The following is a 22,093-nucleotide window of genomic DNA, read 5'->3' on the forward strand; positions in this document are numbered from 1 at the left end:
TTTGCAGGCATAAAGCGGACAGACACGCCCGTTTTTCCCACCTCAGCCGCTTGATCCGAAAGCCTTTTTTCGGCGCCCCGCGCGGCAAAAAAATTTCACAAAAAATCTGTTGACGCGGCCGCTCATCTCACTAGAATTAGCGTCCATAACAACGCAATACCACTAGATTTAGTGTTCTCTAATATAGGCGCCGCGAAGGGCGCCATGACTGCAAACAACAGATAAGGAGACCAGCCGATGCAGCTTTCCACCGAATTTCAGCCTGCCAGTCCCGATGTTTCCTTGCCCCCTGCCCCCGACATGACCGCCCCGTCGACCCCCTACGCCGCCTACAAGATCATCCGCCGCAACGGCGCGGTCGTCGCCTTCGAGCCGTCCAAGATCGCGGTGGCCATGACCAAGGCCTTCATCGCGGTGCAGGGCAGCCAGGCCGCGGCCTCCGCCCGCATCCGGGAGATGGTCGAGGAGCTGACCAACAACGTGGTCAACGCCCTGGTGCGGCGCCAGCCCCACGGCGGCACCTTCCACATCGAGGACATCCAGGACCAGGTCGAGCTGTCGCTGATGCGCTCGGGCGAGCACGAAGTCGCCCGCGCCTACGTGCTCTACCGCGAGCGCCGGGCCGAGGAGCGGGCCAAGCAGAAGCAGGACCAGGTCAAGGAACACGCCCTCTACTGCACCGAAAACGGCGAGCGCAAGCCGCTCGACCTCGACCAGCTCACCGCCCTGGTGCAGTCCGCCTGCGAGGGCCTGGCCGAAGTCAGCGCAGAGCCCATCCTCAATGCCACCGTGCGCGACCTCTACGACGGCGTGCCCATGGACGAGGTGCGCAAGTCGCTCATCCTCTCCGCCCGCTCGCAGATCGAGAACGACCCCGACTACACCTACGTCACCGCGCGACTCTTGTTACATAGCATCCGCCGCGAGGTGCTGGGCGAGGAGGTAAGCCAGGCCGAGATGGCCACGCGTTATGCCGAATACTTCCCGCGCTACATCAAGCAGGGCATCGAGGCCGAGCTGCTCGACGAGCGCCTGGCCCAGTACGACCTGGCCCGCCTGGGCGCCGCGCTGGATTCCAGCCGCGACCTGCAGTTCCAGTACCTCGGCCTGCAGACCCTGTACGACCGCTATTTCCTGCACATCGAAGAGCGCCGCATCGAGCTGCCCCAGGCCTTCTTCATGCGCGTGGCCATGGGCCTGGCGTTGAACGAGATCAACCGCGAAGAGCGCGCCATCGAGTTCTACACCGTGCTGTCCAGCTTCGACTACATGTCGAGCACCCCGACCCTGTTCAACGCCGGCACCCGCCACAGCCAGCTCTCTTCCTGCTACCTGACCACGGTGCCGGACGACCTGGACGGCATCTACCAGTCGATCAAGGAAAACGCCATGCTCCAGAAATGGGCCGGCGGCCTGGGCAACGACTGGACCCGCGTGCGTAGCCTGGGCGCCTACATCAAGGGCACCAACGGCAAATCGCAGGGCATCGTGCCCTTCCTGAAAGTGGCCAACGACACCGCCGTGGCGGTGAACCAGGGCGGCAAGCGCAAGGGCGCGGTCTGCGCCTATTTGGAAACCTGGCACATGGACATCGAGGAGTTCCTCGAACTGCGCAAGAACACCGGCGACGACCGCCGCCGCACCCACGACATGAACACCGCCAACTGGGTGCCCGACCTGTTCATGAAGCGGGTGATGGAAAACGCCGACTGGACCCTGTTCTCGCCGTCCGACGTGCCCGACCTGCACGGCAAGTGGGGCCGCGACTTCGAGGCGGCCTACACCGCCTACGAGGCCAAGGCCGAGCGCGGCGAGATCAAGAACCACAAGAAGATCCCGGCGCTCTCCCTGTGGAGGAAGATGCTGTCCATGCTGTTCGAGACCGGCCATCCCTGGATCACCTTCAAGGATGCCTGCAACGTGCGCTACACCAACCAGCACGTCGGCGTGGTCAACAGCTCCAACCTGTGCACCGAGATCACCCTGCACACCAACGACAACGAGATCGCCGTGTGCAACCTGGGCTCGGTCAACCTGGTCAACCACCTCACGCCGGAAGGCAAGCTGGACATGACCAAGCTGCAGCGCACCATCCGCATCGCCATGCGCATGCTGGACAACGTGATCGATATCAACTTCTACTCGGTCGGCAAGGCGCGCAACTCCAACCTCAAGCACCGTCCGGTGGGCCTCGGCATCATGGGCTTCCAGGACGCCCTGCACAAAATGCGCATGCCCTACGCCAGCCCCGAGGCCGTCGAGTTCGCCGACCGCGCCATGGAGGCTGTGGCCTACCACGCCTACTGGGCCTCGACCGAGCTGGCCGAGGAGCGCGGCCGCTACAGCAGTTTCGCGGGCTCGCTCTGGAGCCGGGGCATCCTGCCGCAGGATTCGCTCAAGCGGCTGGCCGAAGAGCGCGGCGGCTACCTCGAGGCCGACCTGACCGAGACCCTGGACTGGGCCAAGCTGCGCGAGCGCATCCAGACCGTGGGCATGCGCAACTCCAACTGCCTGGCCATCGCGCCCACCGCCACCATCGCCAACATCGTCGGCGTCTCGGCCTCGATCGAGCCCACCTATCAGAACCTGTTCGTCAAATCGAACCTGTCCGGTGAGTTCACCGTGGTCAACCAATACCTGGTGCGCGACCTCAAGCGCCTGAACCTGTGGGACGAGGTGATGGTGGGCGACATCAAATACTTCGACGGCTCGCTCGCCCGCATCGACCGCATCCCGGCCGAGCTGCGCAGCCTCTACGCCACCGCCTTCGAGATCGACCCGGTGTGGCTGATCGAGGCCGGCGCCCGGCGCCAGAAGTGGATCGACCAGGCCCAGAGCCTGAACCTCTACTTCCACGGCGCCTCGGGCAAGAAGTTGGATGAAACCTACAAGCTCGCCTGGCTCAGGGGCCTGAAGACTACCTACTACCTGCGCGCCCTGGGCGCCACCCACGCCGAGAAATCCACCGGCCGCGGCGGCGAACTCAATGCCGTGCCGTCCGATGGCGGCCTCGGCGGTGCCGGCAGCATCGGTGCCAGCGGCATGGGCATGGGCAGCGTCGGCGGCAACAATGGCGGCGTCTCGGCCGCCGCTGCAAGCGCCATGGCAAACCTGCCCGAACCCGAGATCGTCGGCCGCGCCTGCACCCTGCGCCCGGGCGACCCCGGCTTCGAGGAATGCGAGGCCTGCCAGTAACAACCAAGCGGGGGCGGGCTCGCCCGCCCCTTAACACAGCAACCCGACTGTAATCGCTGATTCACGGATCGAGGAGAAAAATAGAAATGCTGAACTTCGAAGAAGACATCACCGCCGGCAGCCCCGCCCTGCAACAGATGCGCGGCCCCGGCATGGGCGCCGCCCCGGCGCAACCGGCCCCGGCCGACATCCCCGCCGCCGCGGCCAACCTCATGCGCGCGCAAGAAGCCGACGCCGAGAAATACCGCCGGGTGAAGGTCGAGGACAAGCGCATCATCAACGCCAAGGCCGACGTCAACCAGCTCGTCCCCTTCAAGTACAAATGGGCCTGGGAGAAATACATCGCCGCCTGCGCCAACCACTGGATGCCGCAGGAAATCAACATGAACCGTGACATCGCCACCTGGAAGTCGCCCAACGGCCTGACCGAGGACGAGCGCCGCATCGTCAAGCGCAACCTCGGCTTCTTCGTCACCGCCGACTCGCTCGCCGCCAACAACATCGTGCTCGGCACCTACCGCCAGATCACCGCCCCCGAGTGCCGCCAGTACCTGCTGCGCCAGGCCTTCGAAGAGGCGATCCACACCCACGCCTACCAGTACATCGTGGAGAGCCTGGGCCTGGACGAAGGCGAGATCTTCAACGCCTACCACGAGGTGCCGTCGATCCGCGCCAAGGACGAGTTCCTGCTGCCCTTCATCGACGTGCTGTCCGACCCCAACTTCAAGACCGGCACGCCCGAGACCGACCAGACCTTCCTCAAGAGCCTGATCGCCTTCGCCTGCATCATGGAAGGCCTGTTCTTCTACGTCGGCTTCGTCCAGATCCTGGCCATGGGCCGGCAGAACAAGATGACCGGTGCCGCCGAGCAGTACCAGTACATCCTGCGCGACGAGTCGATGCACTGCAACTTCGGCATCGACATGATCAACCAGATCAAGATGGAAAACCCCCACCTGTGGACCCCGCAATTCCGCGAGGAGCTGAAGGGCATGTTCCACAAGGCGGTCGAGCTGGAATACGCCTACGCCGAAGACACCATGCCGCGTGGCGTGCTCGGCCTGAACGCGCCCATGTTCAAGGAATACCTGCGCTTCATCGCCAACCGCCGCGCCAGCCAGATCGGCCTGGACGAGCTGTTCCCCGGCGCGACCAACCCCTTCCCGTGGATGGCCGAGATGATCGATCTCAAGAAGGAGAAAAACTTCTTCGAGACCCGGGTCATCGAGTACCAGACCGGCGGGGCCCTGAGCTGGGACTGACGGAAAAAGGCGCAGGCGACTGCGCCTTTTTCACATGTGCAAGCGCTTTGACAGGAGAACCCTAAATGTCCATGAGCGCATACGGCAGTCTCTTACCGAAGCCGGCGGAAGAACTGCGCACCCTATCGGCCGAGCCGATCACGCAACTCTTCCACCGCCATGTCGTGCCCATTCACTTCGAGTTCAGGAAGGGCAGCGTCACCAAGACCCGCATCGTCACCGCCTTCGTCATGGCCATCAACGAGCAGTGGTGCCTGGTCACCGCCGGCCGCTGCATCGAGAGCATCGAGAACGAATACGACCAGGGCTACGAGATCGAGCGCTGCTGCCTGCTCGACTGCAACGGCGTCAACACCCCGCACGGCACCACCATCCCCTTCGACTACATCGAATCGTGCGCCACCCGGCTGAGCTACGACCCCAGCTACGACTGCGGCGTGTTCCTGTTGAGCGAGCACCACGTGCGCCTGCTGAAGGAGAGCGGCATCGAGGCCATGAGCGAGGAGGTGTGGGAGAACCAGCCCCCCGCCGTGGACTTCCACGCCATGATCGGCGTGCGCGGCCGGCCCGTGGGCAACGCCCGCAACGACATGCGGATCGTCTCCACCCTGCACAAGGTCACCCCCCTGCCGCACCGGCCCGACTGCTTCGCCGACACCGGCACCCCCACCTTCTGGGGCGCCATCGGCACCGGCGACGAGGTGGCCGACCTGCCCGACCTGAGCGGCGGCCCCATCTTCGCCTTCCGGCAAAAGGCGAACGGCGAGCTGCGCTACTGGCTGCACTCCATCCAGAACCAGTGGGTGCAGTCGCGCGGTCTCATCGCCGCCTGCTTCGCCCGGCCCATCGGCAAGTTCCTCAAGGAGGTGGTGGAGGGGGAGCGGGTGAATTTGGTGACGGTGTACTAGCCCAAGCCTACCGCGCCGGACGTTTCGCCTTCGCCCCCGGCGCGTTATGCTTGCCAGCTCACAATGTGGCTAGGCCCGATAGGTTTCCCCCTCCCCGATGCTCAACGCCGCCCTGCTCGCCCTGCTTGCCGCCGTCCTGATCTACCCCGCCTATCTGCTCTGGCGCCGGGCCGACAGCTTCAGCTGGCGCGCCCGCTATCTGCTGGCCGCGCTGCCGGCGGCCTACACCGGCCTGGGCTGGCAGGTCGCCGCGCTCTCCTACGAGTGGGCCGGCTGCCAGGGCAACATGAAGGGCCTTTACGCCTGCACCTTCAGCGGCATGGATGTCACGCCGCTGATCGGCTACGGCTTCTTTCTGACCATTCCCTTTTTCTTCGTCGCCCTGCCCCTGTCGCTCTGGCTGCTGCTCGATACCGCGGCCAGGCAGATCGGCGAATGGCGCGGCCGGCAGCGCTAGTTCGCGCCGGCCCGCCGGCCGGCTCAGAGCATCACCACCAGCACCAGCAGCAGCGCCCAGGCGGCCAGGCCGGCGCCGATGACCGTCTGCACGATGGCGGCGGCGGTGACGTCCTCGCGCGTGCGGCACAGCCCTTCGATGCCGTGATAGATCAGGCCGCAGGAGACGACCAGGGCCGCCAGCGACAGCAGGGCGTTGAAGCCCAGGCTGGGCACCAGCAGCCCGAGGGAGGCGAGCCACAGCGGCACCGGGGCGATGGCCGCCAGCAGGAAGGCGTCGTGCCGGTCCAGGGTGAGGCCGTTGGTCAGGGCCACCTGGCGGATCAGCCAGCCCATGGCCAGCACGGTCTGCATCTCGGCCAGGAAGAAGACCACGGCCACCCGGCCCCAGTCCTTGGCCGCGGCGCCGGCGAGAAAGACCTCGGGGTAGCGGGTGCCGGCGTAATAGATCATGGCCGGCGGCAGCAGCGGCAGCACCAGCCGGGCGAACAGCCGGACCAGGCTGGGCCGGCTGCGGCTGAGCTCGGGCCAGCCCTGCTCGGCCGACCAGGGCAGTTTTGCCAATGAAGTCAGTCCCATGACTCCCTCCTTTCGATTGCCGGCAGCGGATATATATCATGCCGTGATGTATTTTTAGCCCCCGGCCACGGCGTCGTCAACTGGAAAAAACATCGGGCCGGCCATTAAGAGCCTATTTCAATAGGGAACATACCCCGCGCCGTTGGCCTGCGGGATGCAGGGCAAGACGCAGGGGGCGAAGTGGAGTCATTCTCCACGAGCCACCTGCAACGCCGCCAAGCGCCCGCAGGCCAACGGCCCATCGGGTTGCAGCCAGAATCAGCGTCTGCAGCGTTACGCCGCTTGTCGATGGAACGACCATCGACTGCGCGTCGCGCCTTGCATCCATCCGATCCTGGCTGCAACGCGGGGCATGAGCCCTACTGAAATAGGCTCTAAGTCCGTGGCGCCATGCCGCCGCTTTTCTTCCGCCCCGCCGCTCAATAAAATCCGCCCGCCCGCGTTTTTCGCCCCGTTTCCGACCGTCATTGTTCCCGGCCCCGGCATGAGCAATCCCTGTCAGCAATGCGGCGCCTGCTGCGCCTTTTTTCGCGTGTCGTTCTATTGGAGCGAGGCCGAGCCCTTTCTCGGCGGCACGGTGCCGCCGCCCCTGACCGAGAAGATTTCGCCCCAGCATGTCGCCATGCGCGGCACGCTCCATACGCCCGTCCGCTGCACGGCGCTGCAAGGCACCGTGGGCGCTGCGGCGGGCTGCGGCATCTACCCGCAGCGGCCCAGCCCCTGCCGCGAGCTGGAACCGTGGGCAGCCGACGGCCGGCCGAGCGACAAGTGCAACCGCGCCCGCGCCGCCCACGGCCTGCCGCCGCTCGACCCCAGGCAGGACAACCCGCAGCGGCCCGATACCCCGCTGCCGCGCGCGGCCTGAGCCGGGCTATTGCCTGCTACACTCCGGCCTCCCCAACGCGCCGGAACCCGCCTCATGGCCCTGAAAGCCGCCATCTTCAAAGCCGACCTGAACATCGCAGACATGGACCGGCACTATTACGCCGACCATGCCTTGACCATCGCCCGCCACCCTTCGGAGACCGACGAGCGGATGATGGTGCGCATCCTGGCCTATGCCCTGTATGCCCAGGAGGGCATGGCCTTGACCCGCGGCCTGTTCGAGGTGGACGAGCCGGACCTGTGGGTGAAGGACCTGACCGGCGCGATCCGGCTCTGGATCGAGCTGGGCCAGCCGGACGAGGACCGGCTGCGCAAGGCCTGCAACCGCTCGGAGCGGGTGGTGGCGATCTGCTACAGCCACAGCTGCCCGGTGTGGTGGCGGCAGATCGAGAGCAAGCTGAGCCGGCTGGACAACCTGACGGTACTGCAACTGCCGCAAGAGACCGCGCAGGCCCTGGCCAATCTCGCCGAGCGGACCATGTCTTTGCAGTGCATGGTGCAGGACGGCGATGTCTGGCTGAACACCGACGCCGCCAGCGTGCCGGTGAAGCTGACGGTGCTGAAGCAGGCGGCCTAAGAGCCTGTCTCATAAAATCCTGTGGGCGCGATGGCGGCGATTTTGACGCAGGCCGCGAAGCGCAACGCGCGGTTTGGTCGTTCCAAACAAGCGGTGCGCGACAAAGGCCTGTGGCAAAATCGCCCCATCCCAAAGGGTTGCCGTCAGAAACGGCGTCTGCCGCGTTGCGGCGCTTGGCAATGGAACGACCATTGCCCGCGCACCACGCCTTGCATCCATCCGTTTCTGACGGCAACGCGCTCCACAGGATTTGATGAGACAGGCTCTAAATCTGCCGCTGGCCAGCCGGGCAATCCGGTGTAGGATGTTTTTATGGCGCGCCCGACACGTGCCATGCCCCAATAACGAAAGCGAAGGAGACGAGGATGAACAAATCGGCATGGTTGTTTGCCGGCCTGATGGCGGCCGGCCCCGCCCTGGCGGCCGAGGTGGATTACCACACGGATATCCGCCCGATTCTGGAGAAGCATTGCATTGGCTGCCACGGCCCGAGCTCGCCCAACTACGGCGAGTTCATGGAGCACAAGGATAAGTTCACCAAGGCCAACAAGGGCCCGCGCATGGACGGCTACGAGACTTTGATTTTCTACATCGCCTGGCCCGACACCGGGGCCTTGATGCGCCGGCTGGACGATGGCAAGCACACCAAGGACGGCAAGCCCGGCAACATGTACGAGCGTCTGGGCAACTCAGACGAGGAGCGCCAGAAGAACCTGGCCCTGATCAAGGCCTGGGTGGGCGAGGATGCCTGGATTCTCAAGCGCAAGGGCGACATCACCAAGGAAGAACTGCTCAAGATCAAGGCCAAGTACTGAGCCGCCCGACCGCGCATGCCGGCCAAGGCGCATCGTGAAACCGATGGGCCTTGGCCGGTTGTGGGCCGGGCACTATCATCGGCCCGGCATCATTTGAGGAGACCCTACATGAAGCGACTGATCGCCTTCTTCTGCGCCGCCCTGCTGGCCGCGCCCGCCTTCGCCGCCCAGATTCCCGAGCCCAAGGTGGTCAAGGTGAACGACCGCGTCTATGCCCTGCTCGGCCCCATGGCGCTGCCGAACGCGCACAACCAGGGCTACATGGTGAACAGCACCCTGATCGTGGGCGACAAGGGCGCGATCCTGATCGACACCGGCTTCACCGACGAGATCGGCGCCCACCTGGCCAAGGCCATCGCCAAACTCACGCCCAAGCCGGTGACCCACATTATCAACACCCACCACCACGGCGACCACAGCTTCGGCAACGTGGCCTTTCCCCAGGCCAAGGTGATCAGCTCGGAGATATGCCGCAAGCTGCTGATCGAGGGCGAGGCCGACTGGCTGGCGCTGATCGAGGGCGCGGTGGGCCGCAAGTTCCCCAACACCCGCGCGGTGCCGGCGACCGAGGTCTATGCCCGGAACAGCCGCAGCACGGTGACCCTGGACGGCGTGAAGCTGGAGTTCTGGGTGCCCGAGTCGGCCCACACCGCGGGCGACATGCTGATCTGGCTGCCCGACGACAAGGTGCTGGTCGCCGGCGACGTGCTGGTCAACCAGGTGACGCCCAACTTCCGCGACGCCACGGTGAAGCAGTGGATCGCCACCCTGGACGAAGCGGCCAAGGTGCCGGCCAAGACCATCATCCCCGGCCACGGCCCGCTGATGACGCCGAAGGACGCCGCCGCCATGCACAAGCGCATGGCCAAGCTCTACGCCGGCATCGAGGCAGGCTACAAGGCCGGCCTGACCGACAGCGAGATCCGCAAGAAGCTCGACCTTTCCGAATGGAAGAAGCTGCACCACTTCGAGGAGCAGATGGGCGGCAACATCAACAAGGCCTATCTGGAGGTGGAGGCCGCCGCCTTCTGAACCTTGGGGTGACTCCGTAGAAACCCGAGGGTTGGATTAGGGGTTCCTGCTAATAGTCCCGGCTTCTGGCCGGGACTTATATTTTGGGCAAAAGAAAATCGACCCCGCCCAAGGCACGTGCCCCTGCCCTCATTCCTCCGTCTCAATCCCTATCTCTCGCTGCTGATCGCCGCCGTGGTCGGCGTCGCGGCCTCGCTCGCCGGCTGGTACCAGGTGGACCAGGCCAATCGCCAGCGCGCCGAGCAGCTGTTCCTGCATCTGGCCGAGCTGCGCGCCGCCGACCTGCAGTCGGCGCTGGACCAGCATATCGAGGTGCTGCAGGCCTTGGAGGGGCTCTATCAGTCGTCGGAGCAGGTCGATCGCTGGGAATTCCGCAAGTTCGCCACGCCCTTCCTCCAGCGCCACCCCGACGTCGCCGCCATGCAGTGGCTGCCGCGGGTGACCGAGGCCGAGCGGGCCGGCTTCGAGGCCCGGGCCCGGGCCCAAGGCCAGCCCGGTTTCCAGATTCGGGAGCTGGGCGCGGGCGGTTCCCGGCCGGCCGGCCACCGCGCGGAGTACTTCCCCATCTTCTATGGCGCATCGCTCCAGATCGACACCCCATTCGGCCTGGATGCCGCCTCGCGCCCTTCGAACAAGGCGGCCATGGACCTGGCGGTCGACACCGGCGGCATCGGCACCTCGGCCCCCTTCACCCTGGTGCAGGAGCATGACCGGCAAACCCGGGCCGCGGTGCTCTACTACCCGATCTACCGCCACGGCATGCCGCTGGCCAGCGTGGAGCAGCGGCGCCAGGCGCTGGCCGGCTATATCAATCTGATCCTGCGCGGCCCCAACCTGGTGGCGGCGATCCTGCCCAAGAACGAACAGGGCCAGTTTCAATACACCCTGTACGACGCGACCGGCGGCGAACGGGCACTGATCTATCAGAGTGGCCCGGCGACCAAGGCCGAGTTGCGGCACATCCAGGAAATCCAAACCTCGGGCCGGCGTTGGGTGTATGAAATCAGCGCGCTACCCGGCTTCTTCGAAGTGCATGGCAACCAGGGCGCGGCCCGGATCGTGCTCGTCTCCGGCTTGAGCTTCACCGCCCTGCTCTGCCTGTTCCTGCTGATCGCCCAGCGCAACGCCCGGCGCATGGCCGAGCTGGCCGAGGCGGCCGAGGTGGCGGCCCGGGCCAAGTCGGCCTTCCTGGCCAACACCTCGCACGAGATCCGCACGCCGATGAACGCCATCATCGGCATGACCGAGCTGGCCTTGGACAGCAAGCTCGACCCCGAGCCGCGCGAGTTCGTCGAGACCGCGCACAACGCGGCGGTGTCGCTCTTGCGCATCCTCAACGACATCCTCGACTTCTCCGGGATCGAGGCCGGCAAACTGCAACTGGAGCGTGCGCCTTTCGACCTGGGTGACCTGCTGAACCGGCTGCGCGACGCCTTCGCCGGCCCGGCCGCGGACAAGGGGCTGGCGCTGGCGTTCGAGACCCAGCCGGCGCTGCCATCGGTGCTGCTGGGCGACAGCCGCCGGCTGCATCAGGTGCTGAGCAACCTGCTGGGCAACGCCATCAAATTCACCCACCAGGGCGAGGTGTGCCTGCGTGTGCATGCCCGCGGCGGTCTCAAGCGCAGCGATCTGCGCCTGTGCTTCGAGGTGGCGGACACCGGCATCGGCATGACACCGGAACAGGCCGGCCAGTTGTTCCAGCCCTTCTCCCAAGCCGACAGCTCGATGACCCGCAGTTTCGGCGGCACCGGCCTAGGCCTGGCGCTCAGCCGGCAGCTGGTCGGACTGATGGGCGGCGAGATCGAGGTGGAGAGCCGGGCCGGCCAGGGCAGCACCTTCCGCGTGATCGTGCCGCTGCACCGAACCGGCGAGGTCGCGCAGATGCCGAACGCCGCGGCCCTGGGCCTGCGGCCGGAACTGGCCGGCATGCGGGTGCTGGTGGTGGAAGACAACCGGATCAACCAGCAGATCGTGGTCGAGATGCTGAGGCGCGCCGGCGTCCAGACGCTGACCGCCAACAGCGGCGAGTTCGCCCTGGTGCGACTGGATAACGAGCCGGCCGGCTTCGACCTGGTGCTGATGGACATCCAGATGCCGGGCATGGACGGCCTGACGGCGACCCGGCGCATCCGCCAGGATGCCCGGTTCAAGACGCTGCCGATTCTCGCGCTGACCGCCCACGCCCTGGCCGAAGACCGCCGGCGCTGCGAAGAGGCTGGCATGCAGGACCACCTGACCAAGCCGATCGACAGCGAGGAACTCTACGCGGCGCTGGCCCGCTGGCGCGGCCGGTTTCAGCGGCCGGCGGCCAACGGCACGGTGCCGGTGCATGCCCTGGCCAGACCGGCGACGGCGGCGACCCGCATCGACCACCTGATCGAGGCCGGCCTGAGCCATGCCCATGACGCCCTGCTCGCCATGGGCGGCGACCTGGAGCTCTATCACGAGATCATCCGGATGTTCGTCGACAGCCAGGGCGAGAGCATCGAACAGATTCAGGACGCCCTGGCCTTGTGCCGGATGGAGGACGCCCAGCGTCACGTCCACACCCTCAAGGGCCTGGCCGCCAGCATCGGCGCCGAGCGCCTGCGCCTGGCGAGCCTGAACCTGGAACGCACCCTGAAGACGGAAAAGCCGATCGAGGAAACCGCGGCGCTGCTCGGCGTGGTGGCGCAGGAACTGGAAGCGCTGCTGGCCGGCCTGCGCGGCCTCGGCGCCAGAACGGCCATCGCGGCCTGAGGCGCCGCCTCAGATGAATTCGATCTCGTCGTCTTTCAGCAGGTAGATGCCGGCGTTGCGCTCGACATCCACCTGCTTGATCTTGCCGCCAATCTCGATCTGCACGTTGGTGAACACGGTGTGCTCGATCTCGACCTTGGCATCCTCGGCCAGGCTGAGTTCGGTGGTCGCGTCTTCCTTCTCGGCCAGCAGCGCGGCCATGTCCTTGTTCAGCTGCGCCCGGGTGTTCTCGGCCTTCTTCTTCAGCTCAGGGCTGCCCCGGCCGGGGTTCTCGGCCATGAAGGTGAGGATGCGGCCGACGTCTTCCAGCTCCTTGGCCTTTTGCGCGATCTCCTTGTTCAGCCGGCTGAGCCGGTCGCTGAGAAAGGGATTGTTGCCGACCATGATGCGGGTCTTGACCCCGGCGGCCGAGCCGATGGTGCCAGCATGGACCAGCACGGTGGCGCGCACCGAGCCGCCGATGATGCTGCCCTGGCCGCTGCCGGGCTGGCCGACGATGATCTGGTTGGGCGCGGCCAGCTCGCTGTGGCGCACCAGCTTTTCGATCATGATGCTGTCGCCGGCCTCGATGCTGGCGTTCTCGGCGAACAGGGCCGAACAGGAGCCGCCGGCGCGCACCCGGGCGTTGAGCTGCTTGCCGGCCTCCTTGGCTGCCTCGCCGGTCACGGCATGGCCGATGATGCCGCCCTTGACCACGATGTCGCCGCCGGCCTCGAGCGTGGCGGCCTCGACCGTGCCGCCGACGTGGATGTCGCCGGTGGCGTAGAGGCTGAGCCCCGGCTGGACGTCGCCGCTGATGGTGATGCTGCCCTCGAAATTGACGTTGCCGGTGGAGAGGTCGGCGGTCTTCAGGGTGAGGGTGGGCTCAACGATCATGCCGTCGGTCGCCAGCACCGGCTGGCCGGAGATGGCCGCCACCAGGTAGTTGGCGTCGCTCGGGTCGAGCTGGGTGCCGCTCAGTTGCGAGGCGAAATGCACGTCCTTGCCCGGCTTGGCCGGCAGGGCCTGGCCGTAGACATCGACGCCCGGTTCGCCGGCGGTGGGCGGGATGCGCTGCATGATGCGCTCGCCCTGGCGCACGTTGATGATGGTGCCCAGCTCGCGGTAGTCGGCGACGCCGTGGGAATCGAAATGCGGCCGGCGCTCCTTGCTCAACTCGACCAGCGGCCGTAGCTTGCCGTCCTCGCCGTCGACCGCGCGCCTGCCCTGGGCGACCACGACCTTCTCGGCCACGCCGTCGGCCAGGGCGCGGTCGATGGCTTCCTGCAGGATGCCCTGCTTGACCTTCTTCTCGGCCAGCGCCTGCATGATCCGGTCGCGGCTGAGCGGGGTGCCGCCGAAGGCCCTGGTGGCGGTGAGCCAGGCGGTCATCCGGTCGGCGGCGACGTCGATCTGGATCTCGGCATCGCGGATCTCGCCGACCTCGACCGTGAACGGCGCCTTGGCCGTGGCGCTCTGGCTGACCAGCTGGCGGATCGCCGCATCGAACAGGTAGGCCTTGGCGAAGCCCTGGCTGGCGATCGCCTCGTCGAGCGCGTTCTTGTCCAGGCAGCGGCCGTCCTCGGCCGGTGTGCAGGTGGCCAGCAGCTTGCGGCCGTCCTCGCTCAGGGCCATGGTCAGGCCGGGCGCCTGTGACGTTTGCGGTGCGTTCAAGTCGATCCCCTTGGGTCGCAGCGGGCTTCGCTTGAAGCCGCCGCCGAAATGCCTATCTTACCGGCAGGCCACACCGCACACGATAGCGGCCGGCAACGGCTAAGACCCGGCATGCATCCATGTCCGATCCCGCCAACACATCGCGCCCGCGCCGGCCTACTGGCCGCGCACGGTGGCCATGATCTTGGCCAGGTCGGCCTCCCAACGCTCGAAGATGGGCTTGAGTGCGGGGTCGGGGAAGAGTTCGCCCAGCGTGCGGGGATGCGCGGCCAGCACGATGGCATTGTTGCCTTCGGCGAAGATGGTGATGTTGAGCGGCAGAAAGGGGATCAGCTCGGGGTGGCTGGCCGCGAGGGCACGGATTTCCTCGTACTTGCCGAAGAACACCACCCGGTACATGTCGCTGGCGTAGTCGCGTTTTTCCAGATTCTCGTTCACCTGCTGCAGCCGGGTGATGGTGTAGCCTTGATCGTGGATGGCGTTTTGCAGGACGGTCATCGCCTCGGGGAACATCAGGGGCGAGCGGGCCATCATCAGGCCACCCGCCGCCGCCGGCGCGACCAGCGCCCATGCCAGCAGCAGCCCGGCTGCCAGTCGCTGGATGCGGTTCATAGCGTGGCCTCCTCGATGATGGCGGCATAGCTGCCGCTCAAGCGTTCGCACAGCGCATCCAACTCGGCGTTGTTGAACAGCCGGCTCAGCACCTTGGGATTGATCGACATCACCTTGACCTTGCCCTGGTGCTCGACGATCGAGATGCGGCAAGGCAGGAACATGCCGATGCGGGGATCGATGGCCAGCGCCTGGTTGAGGAAGCTGATATTGCAGAAGTAGACGATGACCTGGCGCGGGTCGGCCTTGTCCGGGCTGGTCAGGCCGTATTCGAGCGGCTGCACCCGGCCGTGGAAGAAGTTGTTGTTGTTGACCGCCTGCTTGACGTTTTCCACCGTGGTCTTGAGATCGTAGGCCGAGTCGCGGACGATGATCGGCGGTTCGCCGGCCGGCATGGGCTTGTCCGAAACCAGCGGTGTCTTCTCGAAGTTGCGGACGAAATGGACGAGGTCATCGATGTCCTTTTCCGAAAGCCCCTTCTTGAGATAGGACTCCATGGGCGTGCCCTCGTGGCCCGCCATCAGGGTGAGCTTGATCATGGCATCCGGCGCCGAGGCGAGGAAACCGCTGTTGTTCAGGGCCGGAGCCATGATCGGCAGGTCGCGCGGGCGCGAGAAGGTCACCCCCGTGCCCTTGCCGCCTTCGCCGTTGGCGCCATGGCAGGCCGCGCATTCGCGGGCGTAGAGCGCGGCACCGTGTTCCGGCCGGCCCTTGACCGGCCGTTTGGAGAAGATCAGCGGCTTGGCCCGGTTCCAACTGCGCACGTGGCGCACCAGGGCCTCGACCTCGGCCTTCTTGAGAAAGCGATAGGACGGCATCACCCGGCCTGGCCGCCCATGCAAGATGGTCTGCCGGATGTAGTCGTCGTCGATGGTGGCCTGGAACGAAAGCAGGGCCAGCGGCACGCCGATGCCGCCGGTGCCTTGCCCGCCATGACAGGCGGCGCAGTGCTCGGCATAAAGCTTGGCGCCGTCGGCTGCCGCGCCAACCTGGCCGGCAGCCAGGAGGGAGGCGAGAAACAGGGCTGCCCCGAGCTGTCGCATGATGTGGATTTCCGCTGACTGTCGAGCTGTCATGATATGTCAAATCGCGCGCCGCCGACTTCCCCACCCGGCGCAGGGTTTTCGCCCGGCGCCGTTGCGGGGCCTGGCGATTCTCAATAGCATCGCCCCATGCGTTTCCTGATCCTGCTTCTGCTCTGGCTGCCCGCAGCCGCCCAGGCGGCCGATGCCCGCATCGACCGGGATGGCCTGGTGCTGCACGTCGGCCTGCGCGATGCCGAGGGCGTGACCGCCTTCTATGCCGCGCGCGGGTTTCCGCCGGCGATGCTGGCGGTGATCGGCCGGACCTGCTTCGTCGGCGTCGGCATTCGCAACGAGCGGCGCGACACCCTGTGGCTGGAACTGGCCGAGTGGCGCTTCACCGATGCCGAGGGCCGCGAGGTGAGGCGCATCACCCGGCCGGAGTGGGATGCCCGCTGGGCGGCGATGAACGCCCCGCTGGCCGCGCGCGCCACCTTCGACTGGACCCAGTTGCCGGAGGCCCGCGACCTGCAGCCGGGCGAACCGGTGGGCGGCAACGTGGCCGTGCTGCCGCCGGCCGGCGAGTTCCGCCTCGATGCCCGCTTTCGCACCGGCGGCGGCGAAGCGATCGCGGTGACGGTGCCGGGCCTGCGCTGTCCGGCCGAGGCCCGGCCATGATCCGCTTCTGGCGCTGCGCCCTGCTGCTGTTCGCGCTGGCCGTGCCGCCCGCCCTGGCCGCCGAACCGATGCCGCCCGCCGGCCTGATCGCGCTCGACGGCCGGCCGGCGCCGGAACTGGGATTGAAGGACATGGACGGCAAGGCGACCGACCTCGCCCAATTGAAAGGCCGCTGGGTGCTGGTGCATTTCTGGGCCGGCTGGTGCGGGCCCTGCCGGCGCGAGATGCCGACCCTGGCCGCGATGCAGCAGGCGCTGCCGGCCGGGCGGCTGACCTTGCTGCTGGTGAACACGGCGGAGACCGACGACGAGGTGTTCGCCTTCCTCGCCTCGGTGAACATGGACCTCGCCCCGCTGATGGATCGCGACGGCCTGGCGACCCGCCGCTGGCAGCCGCGCGGCCTGCCCTCCACCTTCATCGTCGACCCGGCGGGCCGCCTGCGCTACCTGGCGCTGGGCGGCCGCGACTGGGCGTCGCCAGCCTATCTGGATTTCCTCGAGGCGCTAACGGCGCGCTGAGCCCTTATTCGATCAGGCCGTGCTGCCTGAGCTGCTTGTCGATGGCCGCGATCGTCGTCTTGGCGATCTTGGGCTTGGCATAGATGTGCCAGCCCAGCAGGAAGGGCAGGCCGAGCAGCTTCTGATCCCACTTTGTCTCGTGGGCCAGGGCGGAGAACAGGCCGTCGAGCCGCCGCTTGATCGGTATCTTCAAACTTTCCGGGTCGAACACGCCCTTGGGCCAGGCCGGTTCCTTCTCCTCGGCCGCTGGCCGGAACTTGGGGTTGAGCGCCGGCAGCAGCGGCACGATGGGCAGCTCGGTCGCGCTCGAGCCGTCGGCACGGGTCACGCTCACCGCGTAATCGCGCCTCTGGTCGGCCGTCCATTTGGCGAACAGCGGATTGTCCGCCGGCAGGCAGAAGTGCTGGACCAGGAAGCGCTGGCAGTTACGCCGGCCGAGGAAGAAGTCGTGCTGGCGGAAGGCGGCGTGCATGAAACCGCCGAAGCCGCCCAGGCTGCCGCAGGCGATGGAACTGCCCGAGGAATCGCTGCTCGCCCGGTCCTGCCGCACCGGGGCGATAAGGTAGCGACTGTAGATGGTGTCTTCCATGGCCAGGGCGATGTCCTGCGGCTTGAACCGCGCCTGGTTCTTGAGCGCGGTGAAGGTGGCGAGCAGGCTGCCGATCAGGCCGGTCTCGTCCATGCTGCTCGGCCCCGCCTTTTCCGGGCCGACGAAGGGATCGACCATGACGATGGCGCGGTCGGCCTTGAGCCCGTCGCGCTCGTTGCGCGCCAGCAGGTCGCCGCCGGCCAGCTCGATGCGGGCGCGCTCCAGCGGCTCGTTGTCGATGGTGCCGCCGTCGACGTTGACGAAGTGGTATTCCGCGCCCGGTTCGGGGTTGGCCGGCGACCAGACCGGCCGGATCTCGACCACCCGCGCCGCCTCGCCCGGGCCGCCGGGCACGACGATGGGCAGCCGGGCATAGTCGGCGGTGCGCCGGACCAGCTCGCGCGGCGACAGGCCGACCGGGAAGGCGCCCGAGGCCAGCGCCGACATGGCGAACTTCTCCCACAGGCCGCCCCACTTGGCCGGCACATCGGGATAGAGCAGCGGGTATTCGTTGGCGCGAACATTGGGTGCGCCGGTCTCGCCCAGGCCGAGCAGGGCGAAGCGCATGGTATCGCCGTGCATCATCATGGCGTGGTGATACTTGGCGCCGCCGAGCTCCAGCTCGAAGGGGATGCCGCGCAGGTTGGTGACGGTGAAGATGAAGCGCAGCGGGTCGGCCAGATAGGGGCGCGATTTGAAGCCGGCGCCCTCGCCGTAGTCGATGGCCTTGCGCGCGATCTCGACCAGGCGGGTGGAGTCGAGCGCCGACACCGGCACAGCGCCGCCGGCCAGGTCGCGGGTCTGCAGCAGGTGGACAATGTCGATCATGTTGACCCAGCTGTCATACAGCGGGTTAGCGCTGCCGTCGCCGGCGTCGTTCAGTCGGCGGTGGGGGAAGTCGTACTTGAGGCAGGCGGCCAGCATGGCGCCGGTGATCGCCCCGGCCGAGGCGCCGCTGACGGCGCGCAGGCTCACCGCGTGCTGCGGCGCCATCGGGTCGCCGGCCTGCTTGCCCGTCTCCCAGGCGTCCAGGGCCTCGATCAGAAAGTCGATCACCCCCGCCGTGTAGGCGCCGGCCGAGATGGCACCGGCCATGGTCAAGGCCAAGTCGAAACGCGGCCGCCCCGCTTTGTCGGTCTGCATGATTGTCTCCCGCCACTGTTTCTTTGATTGTCCTGTCACCTTAGCACGCGGCCCAGGACGGGCAAAGGCGGCCTCTGCTGCCGTATCATTGACCCATGCAGCCCATCCTCATCGTCGGCAACGCCGTGCTCGACATCGTCCTGAACGTCGATCATTACCCCTCGGAAGACGAGGAGATGCGCGCCGCCTCGCGCCGCGCCGCCCTAGGCGGCAATGCCGCCAACACCGCGCAGGTGCTGGCCGGCCTGGGCCGGTCGGTCGACCTGCTCGCCATCCTGGCGCCCGATGGCGACGCCGCGGAGCTGCGCCGGCTGCTGGCCGCGGCCGGGGTCGACAGCCGGCACCTGGTCACCGCCGCCGGCGGCCACACGCCGGTGTCCTACATCCTGCTGCACGCGGCCAACGGCTCGCGCACCATCGTTCACCACCGCGAGCTGGACGAATTGCGCTTCGAGGACTTCGCCGCCCTGCCGCTGCACGACTACGGCTGGGTCCACTTCGAGGGCCGCAACGTGGCGACGGTGGCGCGCATGATCGGCCACCTGCGCGAGCAGGGTTTCGCCGGCGCTGTCTCGGTCGAGTTGGAGAAGGATCGGCCCGGCATCGACGACCTGCTGCCGCAGGCCGACCTGGTGCTGTGCTCGCGCGCCCTGGCCGCAACCCGCGGCCACCGGGATGCCGCCAGCCTGCTTGCCGCCCTGCGCGACCGGGCGCCGCAGGCCGCGCTGACCTGCACCTGGGGCGAGGCTGGCGCCTGGGCCCTCGGTCGCGACGGCGCACTGCATCACTGCCCGGCCCACGCACCGGCACGCGTGGTCGACACCATCGGTGCCGGCGATGCCTTCAACGCCGGCATGATCGCGGCCCTGGCCGGCGGCGCCGAGCTGCCGGCGGCCTTGAGCGCGGCCACCGCGCTGGCGGGACGCAAGGTGGGGCAGCCGGGCTTTGCCGGCCTCGACCGGCTGGACGGGATATCATTGCCGCTACCATGATCAGCCTGCCCCCCTTCAGCTCGACCGTATTGCAGACCGCGCTGCTGCTCGCGCTGTCCAACCTGTTCATGACCGTGGCCTGGTATGCCCACTTGAAGCATCTGAACGACAAGCCCTGGTGGTTCGCCGCCCTGGCCAGCTGGGGCGTGGCGCTGTTCGAATATCTGCTGCAGGTGCCGGCCAACCGCATCGGCTACACCCAGCTCTCGCTGCCCCAGCTCAAGATCATGCAGGAGGTGATCACCCTGGCGGTGTTCGTCCCCTTCGCCGTGTTCTACATGCGCGAATCGATGAGCTGGAACTATCTGTGGGCCGGGCTGTGTCTGATCGGTGCGGTCTATTTCATTTTCCGGGGCGCGTGAGGCGCGCCCTCAGCAACAAGGAACAGGAGTCTTTCATGCAAATCCCCAAACACAGCACCCGCTTCTGGCTGGGCAACGGCATCCTGGCCCTGGCCATGGTCGCCATCTTCTTCATGGGCACGCTCTGGGCGCATCTGGGCCAGTGGGCGCTGATCCTGTGGATGGTGCTGGCCGGCGTCGGCATGTATTTCCTGATGACCGACAAGGACGGCGAGCCGCCGCTGTCGGATTGAGCGAGGTGCATCATGAGCGACGACACCCCCCGCCGTTCCGCCTCGGGCCATGACCTGACCCCGCTGAACGAAGCCGAGAAGGCCCGACTGGCCGCCGATCTGAGCGAAGAGGAGCGGCGGGTAATCCTGCACCAGGGTACCGAACGCCCCTTCTGTGGCGGCCTGCTGGAAGAAAAGCGCTCGGGTGTCTTCGCCTGCCGGTTGTGCGGCCTGCCCCTGTTCCGCTCGGCGGCCAAGTTCGAATCGGGCACCGGCTGGCCCAGCTTCCACACCCCGTTCGACCCGGACCACATCCGCTACATCCGCGACATGAGCCACGGCATGATCCGCACCGAAATCCGTTGCGCCCGTTGCGATGGCCATCTGGGCCACGTCTTCGACGACGGCCCGGCACCGACCGGCCTGCGCTACTGCCTGAACTCGGTCTCGCTTAAATTCGAGGAATCGACCTAGAATAGGCCTTGGTCGCTTGCCGGCCGCATACCGATACCCACTGGAGAAGACTGCCGATGTCCATGAAGCACCCCATCGTCGCCGTCACCGGCTCGACCGGTGCCGGCCTGTCGACTGTGCGCCACGCCTTCAAGGACATCTTCCGTCGTCTGCAGATCAAGCCGGCCATCGTCCACGGCGACGGTTTTCGCCGCTACACCGAGCGCCAGTTCACCGCCCTGCTCAACGAGGCGCGCGGCAGCAACCGCCACCTGTCCTGGTTCGGCCCCGAGTGCAATCACTTCCAGGAACTGGAGGCCTTCTTCAAGGCCTACGGCGAGACCGGCAGCGGCATCCTGCGCGAATACGCCCACAACGTCGTGCGCGCCCGCAAGCTGGGGGTGACGGTGGGCGAGTTCACGCCCTGGCATCCGCTGGAGCCGGGCAGCGACCTGTTGCTCTACGAAGGCCAGCACGGCGGCGTGGTGGCCAAGACCTGGACCCGGCGCAAGGTCGATTCCCGCCATTTCCCGCCCGAGATCGACCGCCGGGTCGGCCGCGACGGCATCGACGTCGCGCGCCATGTCGACCTCTTGATCGGCGTGGTGCCGGCGATCAACCTGGAGTGGATCCAGAAGATCCATCGCGACTGCGGCAAGCTGCATTGCACCGAGGCCGAGGCGGTGGAGACCATCCTGCGCCGACTGGACGACTACCTGCATTACATCGTGCCCCAGTTCGGCCTGACCGACATCAACATCCAGCGCATGCCGCTGGTGGACACCTCCAATCCGTTCATCGCCCGCGACGTGCCGTCGCCGGACGAGTCGGTGCTGGTGATCCACTTCCGCGACCGCAAGCGCCACGACTTCCCTGAGCTGATGCGGCGCATCCCCGACGCCCGCATGACCCGGGCCTCGACCTTGCTCGCCCCGGGCGGCAAGCTCAAGATCGCCCTGGAGGCGATCTGCGGCCCGATCCTGCGAGAGATGATGGACAAACGACGGCTGCGTCGGCACTAGCCGGCTATAGTGTGTAGTGCACGTGTTCTTCAGGAGAGCCTGACATGGCGACGGAAGCCAGCAAGACCCGCGTGACCATCCTGACCGAGACCTACCGGATCACCGGCCACATCGACCTCATCCCGGGCGCCCGGGTGACCGATTACCTGCTTGAGGCGCGCGAGTTCATCGCGGTGACCGAGGCCGAGGTCTGGGAGGTCGCCGCCAGCCGCAAGGTGTTCACCTCGCCCTTCGTCAACGTCAGTCGCGCCCACATCCAGGTGGTGACGCCGGAAGACTGAGCGCCCGGAGCCGGTGCCGGGTTGACAGCACCGCGGTCGCGTCCGAATAATCGAGCCATGATTTCGTTCGCCCACCCCGCCGCCCGAATCGCCCTGCGCCCGCGCGCA

The 22,093-nt window shown here is 66.9% G+C and carries 22 protein-coding genes; 17 read left to right on the forward strand and 5 right to left on the reverse strand.

All coding sequences use genetic code 11. The annotated features are described in order from the left end of the window. Positions 1-237: 237 nt before the first annotated feature. From EL388_RS08640 to EL388_RS08655, 4 genes are all read left to right on the forward strand, one after another. Positions 238-3,195: a ribonucleoside-diphosphate reductase subunit alpha gene (locus EL388_RS08640; RefSeq protein WP_126462454.1), complete on the forward strand. Its 2,958-nt coding sequence runs from the start codon at positions 238-240 to the stop codon at positions 3,193-3,195. 86 nt (positions 3,196-3,281) lie between these two features. Beyond that, positions 3,282-4,457, forward strand: a complete 1,176-nt coding sequence (locus EL388_RS08645) for a ribonucleotide-diphosphate reductase subunit beta (RefSeq protein ID WP_172599391.1) — start codon at positions 3,282-3,284, stop codon at positions 4,455-4,457. A gap of 65 nt (positions 4,458-4,522) precedes the next feature. After that, on the forward strand, positions 4,523-5,365 hold the full coding sequence (locus tag EL388_RS08650) for a hypothetical protein (RefSeq protein ID WP_126462457.1): 843 nt from the start codon (positions 4,523-4,525) through the stop codon (positions 5,363-5,365). A gap of 97 nt (positions 5,366-5,462) precedes the next feature. Then, positions 5,463-5,822, forward strand: a complete 360-nt coding sequence (locus EL388_RS08655) for a hypothetical protein (protein WP_126462460.1) — start codon at positions 5,463-5,465, stop codon at positions 5,820-5,822. 23 nt (positions 5,823-5,845) lie between these two features. Here EL388_RS08655 and EL388_RS08660 read toward each other — a convergent pair whose 3' ends face one another. Then, positions 5,846-6,400 carry a YIP1 family protein gene (locus EL388_RS08660; protein WP_126462463.1) on the reverse strand — a complete coding sequence of 185 codons (555 nt, stop codon included), beginning with the start codon at positions 6,398-6,400 and terminating at the stop codon, positions 5,846-5,848. A 484-nt stretch (positions 6,401-6,884) separates the two neighbouring features. Here EL388_RS08660 and EL388_RS08665 point away from each other — a divergent pair, with 484 nt between their 5' ends. From EL388_RS08665 to EL388_RS08685, 5 genes are all read left to right on the forward strand, one after another. After that, entirely contained in the window at positions 6,885-7,265 is a 381-nt protein-coding gene (locus tag EL388_RS08665; RefSeq protein WP_126462465.1) for a YkgJ family cysteine cluster protein, read from the forward strand. Positions 7,266-7,319: 54 nt separating this feature from the next. Further along, positions 7,320-7,862: a YaeQ family protein gene (locus EL388_RS08670; RefSeq protein WP_126462468.1), complete on the forward strand. Its 543-nt coding sequence runs from the start codon at positions 7,320-7,322 to the stop codon at positions 7,860-7,862. Between the two features lie 365 nt (positions 7,863-8,227). Next, positions 8,228-8,677: a cytochrome C gene (locus tag EL388_RS08675; RefSeq protein ID WP_126462471.1), complete on the forward strand. Its 450-nt coding sequence runs from the start codon at positions 8,228-8,230 to the stop codon at positions 8,675-8,677. A gap of 108 nt (positions 8,678-8,785) precedes the next feature. Continuing rightward, positions 8,786-9,709 carry an MBL fold metallo-hydrolase gene (locus EL388_RS08680; RefSeq protein WP_165919124.1) on the forward strand — a complete coding sequence of 308 codons (924 nt, stop codon included), beginning with the start codon at positions 8,786-8,788 and terminating at the stop codon, positions 9,707-9,709. 117 nt (positions 9,710-9,826) lie between these two features. Continuing rightward, positions 9,827-12,448 carry a CHASE domain-containing protein gene (locus EL388_RS08685; protein WP_126462477.1) on the forward strand — a complete coding sequence of 874 codons (2,622 nt, stop codon included), beginning with the start codon at positions 9,827-9,829 and terminating at the stop codon, positions 12,446-12,448. 9 nt (positions 12,449-12,457) lie between these two features. Here the strand turns inward: EL388_RS08685 and EL388_RS08690 are convergent, their stop codons facing one another. The 3 genes from EL388_RS08690 to EL388_RS08700 form a co-directional block, all read right to left on the reverse strand. Further along, positions 12,458-14,101 carry a DUF342 domain-containing protein gene (locus EL388_RS08690; protein ID WP_126462480.1) on the reverse strand — a complete coding sequence of 548 codons (1,644 nt, stop codon included), beginning with the start codon at positions 14,099-14,101 and terminating at the stop codon, positions 12,458-12,460. A gap of 156 nt (positions 14,102-14,257) precedes the next feature. Further along, positions 14,258-14,713, reverse strand: coding sequence for a DUF302 domain-containing protein (locus tag EL388_RS08695; protein ID WP_126462482.1), 456 nt, complete (start codon positions 14,711-14,713; stop codon positions 14,258-14,260). Then, the gene (locus EL388_RS08700; RefSeq protein ID WP_126462485.1) at positions 14,710-15,756 is read right to left on the reverse strand and encodes a c-type cytochrome; all 1,047 of its coding nucleotides are present in this window, start codon (positions 15,754-15,756) and stop codon (positions 14,710-14,712) included. The genes EL388_RS08695 and EL388_RS08700 overlap by 4 nt, the downstream gene beginning before the upstream one ends. 129 nt (positions 15,757-15,885) lie before the next feature. Between EL388_RS08700 and EL388_RS08705 the strand changes: the two genes are divergently transcribed. Together EL388_RS08705 and EL388_RS08710 are read left to right on the forward strand one after the other, a co-directional pair. Continuing rightward, entirely contained in the window at positions 15,886-16,413 is a 528-nt protein-coding gene (locus EL388_RS08705; RefSeq protein ID WP_126462488.1) for a hypothetical protein, read from the forward strand. Next, positions 16,410-16,931 carry a TlpA family protein disulfide reductase gene (locus tag EL388_RS08710; RefSeq protein WP_126462491.1) on the forward strand — a complete coding sequence of 174 codons (522 nt, stop codon included), beginning with the start codon at positions 16,410-16,412 and terminating at the stop codon, positions 16,929-16,931. Before EL388_RS08705 ends, EL388_RS08710 begins: the two co-directional genes overlap by 4 nt. Positions 16,932-16,935: 4 nt before the next feature. Here the strand turns inward: EL388_RS08710 and EL388_RS08715 are convergent, their stop codons facing one another. Beyond that, positions 16,936-18,663 carry a patatin-like phospholipase family protein gene (locus tag EL388_RS08715; protein ID WP_126462494.1) on the reverse strand — a complete coding sequence of 576 codons (1,728 nt, stop codon included), beginning with the start codon at positions 18,661-18,663 and terminating at the stop codon, positions 16,936-16,938. A 95-nt stretch (positions 18,664-18,758) separates the two neighbouring features. Here EL388_RS08715 and EL388_RS08720 point away from each other — a divergent pair, with 95 nt between their 5' ends. From EL388_RS08720 to EL388_RS08745, 6 genes are read left to right on the forward strand one after another with little or no spacing between them, the layout of a single operon-like run. Continuing rightward, positions 18,759-19,655, forward strand: coding sequence for a PfkB family carbohydrate kinase (locus tag EL388_RS08720; RefSeq protein WP_126462496.1), 897 nt, complete (start codon positions 18,759-18,761; stop codon positions 19,653-19,655). Beyond that, the gene (locus EL388_RS08725; RefSeq protein ID WP_126462498.1) at positions 19,652-20,017 is read left to right on the forward strand and encodes a DMT family protein; all 366 of its coding nucleotides are present in this window, start codon (positions 19,652-19,654) and stop codon (positions 20,015-20,017) included. Before EL388_RS08720 ends, EL388_RS08725 begins: the two co-directional genes overlap by 4 nt. Positions 20,018-20,052: 35 nt before the next feature. Further along, entirely contained in the window at positions 20,053-20,250 is a 198-nt protein-coding gene (locus tag EL388_RS08730) for a hypothetical protein (protein WP_126462501.1), read from the forward strand. Between the two features lie 12 nt (positions 20,251-20,262). Further along, the gene (gene msrB, locus EL388_RS08735) at positions 20,263-20,703 is read left to right on the forward strand and encodes a peptide-methionine (R)-S-oxide reductase MsrB (protein WP_126462504.1); all 441 of its coding nucleotides are present in this window, start codon (positions 20,263-20,265) and stop codon (positions 20,701-20,703) included. Positions 20,704-20,759: 56 nt separating this feature from the next. After that, positions 20,760-21,704, forward strand: a complete 945-nt coding sequence (locus EL388_RS08740) for a phosphoribulokinase (RefSeq protein WP_126462507.1) — start codon at positions 20,760-20,762, stop codon at positions 21,702-21,704. A 44-nt stretch (positions 21,705-21,748) separates the two neighbouring features. Then, positions 21,749-21,985: a DUF6812 domain-containing protein gene (locus tag EL388_RS08745; protein ID WP_126462511.1), complete on the forward strand. Its 237-nt coding sequence runs from the start codon at positions 21,749-21,751 to the stop codon at positions 21,983-21,985. Positions 21,986-22,093: the final 108 nt, after the last annotated feature.

Origin of the sequence: Sulfuritortus calidifontis (assembly GCF_003967275.1) — a bacterium.
Taxonomy (GTDB): Bacteria; Pseudomonadota; Gammaproteobacteria; order Burkholderiales; family Thiobacillaceae; genus Sulfuritortus; species Sulfuritortus calidifontis.